This is a genomic window from Hoylesella enoeca JCM 12259 (genome assembly GCF_000613405.1).
Taxonomy (GTDB): Bacteria; Bacteroidota; Bacteroidia; order Bacteroidales; family Bacteroidaceae; genus Prevotella; species Prevotella enoeca.
On the sequence record NZ_BAIX01000016.1, the window covers coordinates 31,878 to 44,926 of the forward strand.

At 47.8% G+C, this 13,049-nt stretch carries 11 protein-coding genes and 3 pseudogenes; 10 read left to right on the top strand and 4 right to left on the bottom strand.

From position 1 onward, the window contains the following. The first annotated feature begins 64 nt into the window (after positions 1-64). From JCM12259_RS06650 to JCM12259_RS06685, 8 genes and pseudogenes are all read left to right on the top strand, one after another. Positions 65-1,450: an MATE family efflux transporter gene (locus tag JCM12259_RS06650; RefSeq protein WP_025065867.1), complete on the top strand. Its 1,386-nt coding sequence runs from the start codon at positions 65-67 to the stop codon at positions 1,448-1,450. Continuing rightward, positions 1,425-2,050 (top strand): annotated as a pseudogene (locus JCM12259_RS14275) (cytidylate kinase-like family protein). Before JCM12259_RS06650 ends, JCM12259_RS14275 begins: the two are co-directional and overlap by 26 nt. After that, positions 2,047-2,532 carry a metallophosphoesterase family protein gene (locus tag JCM12259_RS14280; protein ID WP_036888674.1) on the top strand — a complete coding sequence of 162 codons (486 nt, stop codon included), beginning with the start codon at positions 2,047-2,049 and terminating at the stop codon, positions 2,530-2,532. Before JCM12259_RS14275 ends, JCM12259_RS14280 begins: the two are co-directional and overlap by 4 nt. Before the next feature lie 55 nt (positions 2,533-2,587). Further along, positions 2,588-3,736, top strand: a complete 1,149-nt coding sequence (gene rfbB / locus JCM12259_RS06665) for a dTDP-glucose 4,6-dehydratase (RefSeq protein WP_025065868.1) — start codon at positions 2,588-2,590, stop codon at positions 3,734-3,736. After that, complete coding sequence (locus tag JCM12259_RS06670; protein ID WP_148299589.1) at positions 3,733-4,035, top strand: histidinol dehydrogenase; 303 nt, start codon at positions 3,733-3,735, stop codon at positions 4,033-4,035. Before rfbB ends, JCM12259_RS06670 begins: the two co-directional genes overlap by 4 nt. Before the next feature lie 19 nt (positions 4,036-4,054). Further along, positions 4,055-4,458, top strand: a pseudogene (locus tag JCM12259_RS14285) (sugar 3,4-ketoisomerase). Then, positions 4,451-5,392: a GNAT family N-acetyltransferase gene (locus JCM12259_RS06680; protein WP_025065870.1), complete on the top strand. Its 942-nt coding sequence runs from the start codon at positions 4,451-4,453 to the stop codon at positions 5,390-5,392. Before JCM12259_RS14285 ends, JCM12259_RS06680 begins: the two are co-directional and overlap by 8 nt. An 84-nt stretch (positions 5,393-5,476) precedes the next feature. After that, positions 5,477-6,571, top strand: coding sequence for a DegT/DnrJ/EryC1/StrS family aminotransferase (locus tag JCM12259_RS06685; RefSeq protein ID WP_025065871.1), 1,095 nt, complete (start codon positions 5,477-5,479; stop codon positions 6,569-6,571). Between the two features lie 211 nt (positions 6,572-6,782). Here JCM12259_RS06685 and JCM12259_RS06690 read toward each other — a convergent pair whose 3' ends face one another. The 4 genes from JCM12259_RS06690 to JCM12259_RS06700 are packed head-to-tail and all read right to left on the bottom strand — an operon-like array spanning position 6,783 to position 9,216. Next, positions 6,783-8,054, bottom strand: a complete 1,272-nt coding sequence (locus JCM12259_RS06690; RefSeq protein WP_025065872.1) for an outer membrane beta-barrel protein — start codon at positions 8,052-8,054, stop codon at positions 6,783-6,785. Further along, on the bottom strand, positions 8,051-8,437 hold the full coding sequence (locus tag JCM12259_RS14290; protein WP_309546410.1) for an RNA polymerase sigma factor: 387 nt from the start codon (positions 8,435-8,437) through the stop codon (positions 8,051-8,053). The genes JCM12259_RS06690 and JCM12259_RS14290 overlap by 4 nt, the downstream gene beginning before the upstream one ends. Continuing rightward, on the bottom strand, positions 8,434-8,592 hold the full coding sequence (locus JCM12259_RS17620; RefSeq protein ID WP_309546411.1) for an RNA polymerase sigma factor: 159 nt from the start codon (positions 8,590-8,592) through the stop codon (positions 8,434-8,436). The genes JCM12259_RS14290 and JCM12259_RS17620 overlap by 4 nt, the downstream gene beginning before the upstream one ends. Then, positions 8,593-9,216: a hypothetical protein gene (locus JCM12259_RS06700; protein WP_025065873.1), complete on the bottom strand. Its 624-nt coding sequence runs from the start codon at positions 9,214-9,216 to the stop codon at positions 8,593-8,595. A 156-nt stretch (positions 9,217-9,372) separates the two neighbouring features. Here JCM12259_RS06700 and JCM12259_RS06705 point away from each other — a divergent pair, with 156 nt between their 5' ends. Next, positions 9,373-11,430: a DNA topoisomerase 3 gene (locus tag JCM12259_RS06705; RefSeq protein WP_025065874.1), complete on the top strand. Its 2,058-nt coding sequence runs from the start codon at positions 9,373-9,375 to the stop codon at positions 11,428-11,430. Between the two features lie 155 nt (positions 11,431-11,585). Next, positions 11,586-12,775 (top strand): annotated as a pseudogene (locus JCM12259_RS14295) (serpin family protein). The last annotated feature ends 274 nt before the right edge of the window (positions 12,776-13,049 follow it).

Genomic DNA, 13,049 nt, shown 5'->3' on the forward strand with positions numbered 1-13,049 from the left:
TCTCTCTGTGTATTATGCTGTTCTGAGAAATTTTGTTTATATTTGCAGCGTAATCAAAACAGGAATGGATCACAAACAGGCGACTTTGGAATTGGGTACCCAACCCGTTGGCAAACTGTTGATGCAATATTCCGTTCCAGCCATTATTGCGATGACGGCAGCGTCGTTATATAATATGGTGGACAGTATTTTCATCGGCCAGGGGGTAGGTGCGATGGCCATTTCAGGGCTTGCCATCACATTCCCTTTTATGAATTTGACGAGCGCTTTCGGTGCAGCCATCGGCATTGGAGCCTCTACCTGCCTTTCGGTTAAGTTAGGACAGAAAGACTATTCCACTGCACAGCGAATCTTAGGAAATACGTTTACGCTGAATCTTATCATCGGATTGTCACTTACATTGGTGTGTCTCCTTTTCCTAAATCCTATTCTTCGCTTCTTCGGAGCAAGCGACCAAACCATCGTTTATGCGCGAGACTATATGGAAGTGATTCTTGCCGGTAACGCAATCTCGCATATGTACTTCGGTCTTAACGCTGTATTGCGGGCGGCAAGCAAGCCTCGGCAGGCTATGTTTGCTACCATTTTCACCGTCGCTTTCAATGCTGTGCTCGACCCGTTGTTCATTTTCGGACTCGAACTCGGCATTCGCGGTGCGGCGTATGCAACCATTTTATCGCAAGCCGTGGCGCTCACGTGGCAACTGAAACTATTCAGCAACAAGGCCGAACTCATCCATTTCAAACGCGGAACATTCCGACTGCGACGCGATTTGGTGCGGAATATCATCGGGGTCGGTATGTCTCCCTTTGCAATGAACGTTTGTGCGTGTGTCGTTGTTATTTTTATCAATACCGGACTGGTGCAATACGGCGGCGATTTGGCCGTCGGCGCCTATGGTATTGCCAACAAAGTGGCTTTCATTTTCGTGATGATCACGATGGGAGTCAATCAAGGAATGCAACCGATTGCAGGTTACAATTACGGTTCGCAACAATTAGACAGGCTGTTGCGCGTACTCAAACTAAGCGTCATTGCAGGCACGGTGGTGATGACAAGCGGCTTTTTGCTGGCGACGTTAGCACCTTACCCTTGTGCAAGACTGTTCACTTCGGACAAGACTTTAATTGCAATGTCTATCCGAGGAATACGCATCGTAATGCTGAGTTTCCCCATTGTGGGCTGCCAAATGGTCATCACCAACTTCTTTCAGAGCATCGGTAAGGCACGCATCAGTATGTTTCTGTCGCTGTCCAGACAACTTTTGTTTCTCATTCCGATGCTGATTATCCTGCCGAAACATTTCGGCGTAGACGGTGTTTGGATCTCGATGCCGATGGCCGATACTGTTTCGGCCGGCGTTGCAATAGCGATGATGACCGTATATATGCGTAAATTCAATAGACAACATAAACAGTTGACCGATGAACGACAAGAATTTAATCATTAATGTGGGCCGACAGCTCGGCAGCGGAGGCCGAAGCATTGCGCGATTGTTGGCCGATGAGTTCGCATGTAAGTTCTATGATCGCGAGCTTCTTAACTTAGCGGCCAAAGAAAGCGGTTTTAGTGAGAAGTTCTTTGAGCAAAACGACGAAAATAAAGGATTCTTAAAGTCGCGCTTCCACATACATATTCCTTATATGCCCGACGCCAACTTCTACAACGATAAGTCTCACAGGAGAGTTTGTTTCAGTTTCAGAGCGATGCAATTCGCAAGGCAGCCGATGCGGGTTCGTGTGTGTTCGTAGGGCGATGCGCCGACTATGTGTTGCGCGATTACCGCAATGTGGTGAATATTTTTATCACAGCCGATACACAAAAACGCATAGAACGCATAGCCGAACGTCACGCCTGCGACGCGAAAACAGCCGAACGATTGGTCAATTCGATTGAGAGTGGTCGCTCCTCTTATTATAATTATTACACGGGTAAACGTTGGGGCTTCAGCGATTCGTATGATCTCTGTATCAATTCGAGTCTGCTCGGCATCAAAGAAACAGCTCGATATCTGGCTGATTTTATCCGAAAGCGAATGCAACGACAATGAAAAGATTAGGCATTATCAGCGATACGCACGGTTATTGGGATGAGAAGTATCTGCATTACTTAGAACCTTGCGACGAGATTTGGCACGCCGGCGATATCGGTTCGACAGAAGTGGCAGATCGGTTGGCTGCCTTTCGCCCGCTCAAAGCCGTCTATGGCAATTGCGACGGGGGCGATTTAAGACTGATGTTTAAGCCTCGACTGCGTTGGAAATGCGAAGACATAGACGTGCTGATGACGCATATCGGCGGTTATCCGGGGCATTACGACCCTGCAATTCAGAGCACACTGTATGCTGCTCCGCCGCAACTCTTCGTCTGCGGACACTCTCATATCTTGAAGATTCAGTATGACAAAACCCTCCGTTTGCTGCATATCAACCCGGGAGCAGCAGGTATTCAGGGTTGGCATAAAGACCGAACGCTGGTTCGTTTGACCATTGAGGGCAACCGATTCACTGATTGCGAGGTGGTAACTTTATAATTGAGAGTTTCACAAACAAAATCATTTACATTGACAACAACATAAAAACAACGATATGAAAACGTATTTAGTCACGGGCGCAGCAGGTTTTATCGGCGCCAATTTCATTAAATACCTGCTTGAAAAGAAGTACAAGAACGACAACATCCGCATCATCGTGCTTGATGCTTTGACCTATGCGGGCAACCTCGGAACCATCAAAAACAACATCGATGACAAACGATGCTTCTTCGTTCGAGGCGATATCCGCGATCGCGAATTGGTTGACAAGCTCTTCAAAGACTACGATCCCGACTTCGTTGTAAACTTTGCGGCCGAGAGTCACGTAGACAGAAGCATTGAAGATCCGCAGCTTTTCCTCTCCGTTAACATCTTAGGCACGCAGAATCTGATGGACGCTGCCCGCCGTGCTTGGGTCAACGGGAAAGATGCCCAGGGCTATCCCACGTGGCGAGAAGGCAAGCGTTATCACCAGGTTTCAACCGATGAGGTCTACGGGAGTCTCGGTTCCACAGGCTATTTTACCGAAGAAACGCCACTGTGTCCGCATAGTCCGTACAGTGCTTCAAAAACAAGTGCTGACCTGTTTGTAATGGCTTATCACGACACTTACCATCTCCCGGTAAGCATCACACGGTGTTCCAACAACTACGGACCCTACCATTTCCCTGAGAAGCTTATCCCGTTGATCATCAACAACATTCTTGCCGGCAAGCCATTACCCGTTTACGGCAAGGGCGAAAACATCAGAGACTGGCTCTATGTGGATGATCACTGCAAGGCAATAGACCTTGTTGTACGCGAGGGAAAGGCCGGACAAATATACAATGTGGGCGGACATAACGAGATGAAAAACATAGATATCGTGAAGCTTACCATCAAAACGATTCGCGAAATGATGGAAAACGATAAGTCGTTGCGCACTGTCTTGAAGAAAAAAGAACTCGGTGCCGACGGCGAAATACGCATAGACTGGATTAACAACGACCTGATTACTTTCGTTGCCGACCGCCTGGGCCACGACCAACGCTATGCAATCGACCCCACAAAAATCAAGAATGAGCTGGGTTGGTACCCCGAAACCAAGTTCGCCGACGGCATCGTGAAAACCATCCGATGGAATCTCGAGCACCAAAATTGGATTGCCGAGGTAACCAGCGGCGACTATCAGAAGTATTACGAACAAATGTACGGCAACCGTTGATGGACGCTTTAACGGCCGAAATGCACGCCGTGCTGATGCACTTGGGCCAGAATCCCGGGTGCATCAGTCATCGAATGGAACATTACATCGAGCACATCTTCCACCTATTGCCTGCCGATCACGAGACGATCGCACTGCAATATTTCGGCATTTTTGGGAAAACAGCAGTACCGTTAGACCGTTTGGCCGAGACAAACGGGTACAGTCTCGAAACAATGGCGATGCAAATCGAAACCGATCTACGCCGCTTAGCCGTTACGCCCGAGTGGCAAATGGTACGCCAACTTATTCAATTCTAAGGGTAAACAACTGCAAGAAATGCGTTTAGGACAACTCATAGACCTACCGAAAATCATCGACCCGCGCGGCAATCTCACCGTTGTCGAGGGATATGGCAGTCTTCCTTTCGACATACGGCGGGCTTACTGGGTTTATGATGTACCCGGAGGCGAAAGCGAGGAGGGCACGCTCATCGCCGGCTTCGCCAATTATTGGTGGCTATCAGCGGGTCGTTTACCGTGACATTGGACAACGGACACGCCCGCCACTCTTATCTTTTGAACCACCCTTATCAAGGTCTTCTGATCGAAACAGGTATCTGGCGCACCTTAGACGACTTCTCATCGGGTGCCGTTTGCCTTGTTCTCGCTTCAGAACCATTTGCAGAAGACGATTACATCCGCGATTATTCGGACTTTCTGAAATATGTCGCCAATGTTTGAGGTAGTTCGATACACACCCGAAAAAGCCGACGAATGGAATACGTTCACGGCCCGATCTCGAAACGGAACATTTCTTTTCGATCGACGATATATGGACTATCACAGCGCCAGATATCACGATCACTCGCTGATGATTTATGACCGTGGTCGTCTTGTAGCCTTATTTCCGGCCAACGAAACGGTCGACGGCCGACTGATCTCGCACGAGGGCCTTACCTACGGCGGATTAATCGTGGGTCGAAAAACCATTACCGACACTGTGATCAACGCCTTTTCGACCCTCGAAAAGTATCTCATCACGGCACGTTTACAGGTTGTTATCTACAAGGCTGTGCCCCGAATCTATCACGATATACCTTCGGAGGAAGATCTGTATGTGCTTACACAGATCTGCAAAGCACGTCTCATAGGGCGCGATCTCTCGTCAGTCGTCGAACTCAGAAGCCGTATTCGTTTCACCGAACTGCGTCGACGCGGCACCCGAAAAGCCCAAGCTGCGGGTATTTCCATTGCTGAGAGCGATGATATCGATACATTTTGGCAGATTCTCGACAACAATCTCACCCGTAAATACGGTGTACATCCCGTGCATTCGGCTTCCGAACTACACCTGCTGAAACATCGTTTTCCCTCTCAGATTCGTTTGTTTATGGCGCGCGAGGGGCAAGAGACAGTGGCGGGAACCGTTGTTTATGTCTGCCGCGACACCATTCACGCTCAATATATAGCAGCATCGGCACGCGGCAAGCAGACAGGCGCACTCGATTTGTTGTTCGCCCGCCTGCTCGACGACGACTTTCGCGAGGCCCGATATTTCGATTTCGGCCGGTCGACAGAGACACTGGGGCAAATGCTCAACCGCGGTCTGATCTTTCAAAAAGAAGGATTCGGCGCACGCGGCATATGCTATGACACGTACGAATGGTATTTATGAAACTGTCATTCACCGCAAAACCATCAATTTTTCATCACTAATCCCTCATCATACATCGTAATCCTCCTCATCTGTCATCCATCAATGATCCCCTATTTAGATCTCAAACGCATCAACGCACAGTATGTCGACGAGCTGAACAAAGCCCTTTCGACCGTAGCAAATAGCGGTCGTTATCTGCAAGGCGAGGCCGTTTCGCTATTTGAAAAGCACTATGCCGCCTACATTGGAACCCGTCATTGCATCGGATGCGGCAACGGATTAGATGCACTCACACTGATTCTGCGTGCCTATATAGCACTCGGCGAGATGCAACCAGGCGATGAAATCATCGTTCCGGCCAATACATTCATCGCATCGATACTGGCTATCAGTGCCGCAGGATTGACTCCACGACTCGTCGAACCCACGCTCGACACGCTCCAAATCGACGACACACGCATCGCCGAAGCCATCAATACGCGGACACGCGGACTGATGATCGTGCACCTTTACGGCCGTTGTGCCTATACCGAACACATCCGAAAGCTGTGCGATCAGCATCATCTGCGCCTGATCGAAGATAATGCGCAGGCACACGGATGCCGTTACGCCAACCGCCGAACAGGCTCATTGGGCGACGCATCAGGGCATAGCTTCTACCCAGGAAAGAATCTCGGGGCGCTGGGTGACGGCGGAGCGGTGACGACTGACGATGACCAGCTGGCCGAAACCATACGCTCGTTGGGCAATTACGGTAGCAGTAGCAAGTATATTTACCCTTTTCGCGGCATCAACAGTCGGTTAGACGAACTTCAAGCAGCTGTTCTCGACGTCAAATTACGGTATCTCGACGAGGCTAACGACCGTCGTCGCCGACTCGCCGAACAATATATTGCCTGCATTCACAACACTCATCTTCGCATTCCGAACTCTCCGAGCGACTGCGTTTATCATATTTTCCCCGTCTTTTCTACCCGTCGCGACGATTTGCAAAAGCATTTGGCGGCTTGCGGTATAGAAACACTCATCCATTATCCCATACCTCCTCATCGGCAGGATTGTTACCCGTCGTTGCATCATCTATCGCTGCCCATAACCGAACAGATTCATCGCGAGGAGCTGAGTCTGCCCCTCCATCCGGCTCTGACGGATGAAGAGACCAATCACATCATCGATGCCGTCAATGCATTTCGATAGAAACAGCAGAATCGTGGCGAGTAAACAAGTATGAAAAAGATTGACAAAAGAGCTTTCTCCGAATATTAATTTCTAAGTCGGAAAAGTTCATTCACAAAGCAAGAAACAACCGTTTTCTCTTTCGTTTTCATCTGTCAGCAACACAAAAGCCGTTTTTCATCATTCCGAATACAGTTAATCGAAAAATGGAAAACAGCCTTTCACACCTCTTTTATATTCCTTTAACGTTAATACGCAAACCTACCTGCACGCTGAAGTTAAGCGGTGTTTCTTTGAACACATTGCGAACGCGACTTCTGTTATCGAAATAATACTTTACACCGGGCTCTGCATAAATGCCCACTTGGGGAAAAACATCGTATTGAACGCCCACGGACGCACCGGCAGACCATTGTACACGATCTTTATCCATTGGCTGTGGGTTGCCCTCAGTGGCAATATTCGCCTTGACATTGATATCGGCTTCACCGCCCAAAGAGACATAAGTCTTAACGTGTTTGATACCCCACACATTATAATGAGCCGTCAACGGAACGCCGACATAATGCAATGTCTGAACGTTTTTCACCTGTTCGGTCCCCATAATGTGTACGAAGTCGGAACGAACCTTGGTATAGGTCACACCCGTCGATACTGACCAACGACGCGACAGACCGTAACGCACCGACAAACCGAACGATATCGGCTGGTGATGATGCTCCTTTTCGCCATAATCAGTAAGGTAAATCGGGGCACGTTTGGCATAAGACATCTCGGCAAGATCATTATTTCCGCTTACCGATTCGCTCATCAGCACACCATTGGAATTGGCTTGTCCGATGACAGCATTAGACGCATAGGCCATTAGGTCTAACTTGGAATGACGAACTTGGGATGCGGAAGGGCGCGTATGGAATAAAGAATTGTTATTTGGACGAGATGAGGTTGAAGCAGAAGTAGGATGCTCCCGCACGACGCCCTGTGTTCGGGCATTCTCGTTACGACTGTCAGAAGTCTGGCGATCGGCCGTTACTTGCGTTGCATTTAACGTCTTTTCGTCGGGTAATTGACCGTTAGTCACGTCGTGATTAACGGCATCTTGCGTTGCATCCAATTCACGATCGGAAGTGGCGAAAGCGATGAGAGACTTCGCTTTCACAAGTTGTCTCTCACCAATATTCGCTTGATAGTCAGAAATTGAGTTATCTTTGATGGTCTCAACAGCCCTTTCCGCAAGCGGTGTAGGATGCTGTACCTTATTTGCAAAACGGTTCTCTGCGGAGCGATAAGCAGAGCGATAGACGTAAATCCCGCCTAAAACGAGACAGAGCAGTGCTGCAGCTACGGCAGCAATGCGCGTCATCGGCAAGATGCGAGCACGCCGCCGGGTCTCGGCCTGACGGTCGAGCATCCGCTCAATATCCTGCCACAAATCGTCCGGGGCAGCCTCTTCATAGTCTGCCAAACGGTCGTGCAGTCGTTGTGTCCAGTCTTTTTTGCTCATATCTCGTTGTTTTTTAAATATTCATTGATCATTTTCCGCAATATCCTTTTGGCTCTCGAAAACTGCGATGCAGACGAGTTTTCTCTGATTCCCAACCTTTCGGCAATCTCTTTATGACTCATCTGCTCGAAGACATACATATTGATCACCGATCGATAACCCACAGGTAGCTGGCCTATCATTCCTGTCAACACATCGGGCGGAATCTGCTGTACGCCGGGATCGTCGTCATCGGAATCTTCGGGAATATCATCCGTGTAACAGAATCGCTGATTGCGCCGTAAGAAATCTAATGCTTCATTAGCCACAATACGGGCTATCCAGCCTCTGACAGACCCCTCGCCGCGATACTCGAAACGACCGATCGAGGTGAATATCTTCACAAAACAGTCCTGTAAAACATCGCGCAGATCTTCCCGATCGGTATATATCTCAAGCCGACAGCCGTTGCATAGCCGGAATATCGGTCGTACAGCCGCCGCATTGCAGCCCTGTCGCCCCGCCGAATATCGTCTAACAGTACCTGTTCTGCGTTCACTTATTTACTGCTTTCCTTTCTTTTCGTGCCCGTAAAGACCAGACTCAGTTCCGGAACAGGCCTGCGTAGACTGACGCGCTGCTGTGTTTCCTGTCCATCGGGTAGTGTGACAGGATCCTCTAAATAACTGTCGGTAACGGAGTTGACTTTGATTTTGATGACAAATGAGTTGGTGTATCTGTTGTATATCGCTACAGGATTCTTGTCGATGGCGTAAGTCGACGTGAAAATGGTATCTCGTGCCACATAGCGAAAGTTATAATCGGATTTGTCGAAAGTGAAATAATAACTGTCATGAGACACTCCGTTGACGATGTAATGCATTGGGAGACCATAGTCTTCTTCTTTGATCGAGAAATGACTCACGATCGATTCCGGGTAAAAATGCTCGATGATATAGTTTCGCGGCATATTGTTGATGTCGACATAAGCCCCAACATAGAGGCTGGCAGAGTCGGCTTGTTCGCCGTTTACAGTCCAATAGCCATCGTAATCGCCTGAATATAACTCTCGTCCGATTTGAGTTCTCTGCGTCAGCAAATCCTCTTCATTATTGGCCATACATGCATTGAACACGCAGACAGCCAGTGAAACGATGGTGACGAATATGCAAATCCTCTTCATCTTCTATTTGATACTTTTTTACCTTTATAACTGCAAATATAGGAAATCTTGCAGCAATCAGGCTTGTTTTTATGCTTAAATGCAAATCAGAATGGAGATTTGGGATATTGAAAGGATTTTCTTACCTTTGCATTCCCGAACAACGACACGGTAAGAATGATTGTTTGCATAGCAGAGAAACCCAGTGTAGCCAGAGATATTGCACACGTTTTGGGAGCGACAAGCACCCACGACGGATATATGGAAGGCAATGGCTATCAAGTAACGTGGACTTTCGGTCATCTGTGTACACTGAAAGAACCGAACGACTATATGCCCAACTGGAAACATTGGAGCCTTGCCGCTCTGCCGATGATTCCCCCGCGGTTTGGCATTAAACTGATAGACGACGAACGGATACGCCGGCAATTTGCCGTGATCAAACGCCTGATGCAGGCCGCAGACGGCATTATCAACTGCGGAGATGCCGGCCAGGAGGGTGAATTGATTCAACGCTGGGTGATGCAGAAGGCGCAAATTAAATGTCCGGTCAAGCGACTTTGGATTTCATCGCTTACCGAAGATGCCATCAAACAAGGCTTCGATACGCTCAAAGATCAATCCGAATATCGGCCGCTTTATTTGGCGGGGCTTAGCAGAGCGATTGGCGACTGGATTCTCGGAATGAATGCCACACGTCTATATACGTTGAAATACGGGCAGAACAGACAGGTGTTGAGTGTCGGTCGCGTGCAGACTCCCACGCTGGCACTTATCGTTCAGCGCCAAAAAGAGATAGATGGCTTCAAGCCCGAGCCTTATTGGGTGCTCTCCACGATTTACCGCGATACGCTGTTCACGGCCGTCAAAGGGAGGTTCAGCAACAAGGAGGATGGTGAAAAGGCTTTCGCCGGCATTGCCGGAAAACCCTTTGAGATAACAGACATTACGAAGAAGAAAGGCTCGGAGGCGCCTCCGCACTTGTTTGATCTCACGTCTTTGCAGGTAGAATGCAACAAGAAATTCAGCTATTCGGCTGAGACCACACTCAATCTGATACAGAGCCTTTATGAGAAAAAGTTCACGACATATCCCCGCGTAGATACACAATATTTGAGCGACGATATCTACCCCAAATGTCCCAGCATCTTACGGGGATTGCGCGGATATGAAACGTGGATACAACCACTCATCGACCGACCACTCATCAAAAGTAAAAAGGTGTTCGATACATCCAAAGTTACAGACCACCACGCAATTATTCCCACAGGTGTTCCGATACAGAATCTTACCGATATGGAACGGAACGTTTATGATTTGATTACCCGCCGCTTTGTCAGCGTGTTTTATCCAGATTGCAAGTTCGCCACAACGACCGTATTTGGGGCCGTTGACAAGACCGAGTTTAAAGTCAGCGGTAAAGAGATTCTTGCCCCGGGATGGCGCATTGTATATGAAAAAGAGCAGCAAGTGCAAGACGATGATGAGACCAAAAAGAGTGACGAGGAGCGCACATTGCCCACATTCACAAAGGGAGAAAGCGGTCAGCACACGCCAACATTGACTGAAAAGCAGACCACACCACCCAAATACTACACCGAGGCCACATTACTCCGCGCAATGGAAACGGCAGGAAAATTCGTAGAAGACGAAGCCTTGCGCAGCGCCCTGAAAGAGAACGGCATCGGCAGACCCTCATCGCGCGCCTCGATCATTGAAACGCTCTTCAAGCGCCACTACATCAAACGCGAACGAAAGAATCTGTTGGCCACACCGACAGGCATCGAACTCATCGATACCATTCACGAAGAGTTGCTGAAGAGTTGCGAGTTAACGGGTATTTGGGAAAAGAAACTGCGCGACATTGAGCATCAGAGATATGACGCCAATCAATTTATCAATGAATTGAAAGCACAGATTACAGAGATCGTCAACGGCGTCTTACGGGATAACAGTAATCGCCGCGTCACCGTAACAACCGAAGAAGACTTGAAGAAAAAGATGGCCAAGAAAGCTGCATCAACCGCTCGCAGCTCATCATCGAAACCGAAGAAGAAGTCCCGAACAAAAGAAACACCTCCGCACTCGCTCCCAGCCGACGACAGCATCATCGGTAAGCCCTGTCCCGTTTGTGGCCAAGGCATCATCCTCAAAGGTCGCACTGCCTACGGATGCAGCAATTGGAAGAATGACTGCACATTCAAATTACCATTCGGGAAAGGTATCGGACAGTAATTAGGAAATCTTTCCATCTTTCCATTTTTTTCATCTTTTTTCGTTATCCGTGCAAGATTTACAGAGTTTTTTGTTTCTCTAATAAACAACTTTAAACTCACTCAAAAATGAAAAAGCTATTGATGAATTCCTGCGTAGCGCTCACCGCAGCGACTATGCTCATTGCCTGTGACAAAAACGACAATCCGACACCGGGAATTAAATACAATCCGGGGAAAATAACATTGTCAGCCGCACAACAACAAAATGTTAACGGAAACAACGGATTTGTCCTGCGACTGTTCAATCAGGTTGCTTCTGCATCTGATAAAAGCTTTGTTCTCTCTCCGATCAGTCTCACTTACACGCTTGCAATGCTCAACAACGGAGCAGCAGGCGAAACACAGCGCGAAATAACCAAGGGCTTAGGATTTGGCGAAACGACGCCAACTGCTGTCAATGCATTGTGCAACAAACTGATTACCGAGCTCCGAAGCTCGATAAATCTACCCGAATCGATATTGCCAATGCCGTGGTCGTTAACGAAAAGTATAAACTATTGCCTGGCTTTACAAGTACGGTTACCAAAGATTATGGCGCACTTGCGGTCAACAAAGATTTCACTTCACCGGCCACACTGACTTATATAAACGACTGGTGTAAGACTAAAACACAAGGAATGATTCCTCAAATAATAGACAAGGTCAATCCCAAAGCATTGACTTATCTGCTGAATGCCATATATTTTAAGGGCCGTTGGCTGGAAAAATTTAATAAAAACAATACACGTGAGACTACCTTCACCACAGAGAAAAACGTTAAGACCAAAGTGCAGATGATGCACCAAAAAGCAGGTTTCCGCTATAATGAAAATGCTATTTGTCAAACCTTAATACTTCCTTACGGCAATGGGTCTTACCAAATGGTGGTTCTTCTGCCCCGAGAAGGTAAAAAGATAACCGATGTTTTAAACAGTTTAAATGCCGAGAAATGGACTGACAATATCAAAAAATGTCACAATACGAAAGTCAATCTATCGCTCCCACGCTTCACAACAACTTATAACCAGCAGCTGAACAGCATTGTACAAGCACTGGGTATGTCTCTGATCTTCAATACAACGAAAGCAGACTTCTCTCGATTGAGTACTACTCCAAGTTATGTTTCTCGTATTTTGCAAAACGCAAAAATAGAAGTAGACGAGCAAGGAACTAAGGCAGCAGCTGCCACAGTTGTTGAAAATGGGCTCACTGCTATTGGTCCAGAATCAGAAGTCGTGTTCAAGGCCGATCACCCTTTCATCTACGCGATTACCGAATACAGTACCGGAACTATCTATTTTATGGGTGCTTATCAGGGAGATTGATTCTCCTCGTATCACATGTTGACGCCCCTGCGCAAGCCGATAACAGCCTGTGCAGGGGCATTTTCAGCCGTTCACGAAGCGTTAGTTACATGAAGATTCCATACATTTTTTAAATTTTCTTTGCTCGTTTAAAAAAGTTTCCTTACCTTTGCCGCCGATTCTTCGCCTTCGCCCCCTAAGTTAGGGGGATGGGGGTCTGAACAAGCGAGAGACCGATCAAAAAGAACAAACGAGAAGTATGATTAAACAAGCAAATATAACCAGCAGCACGGCG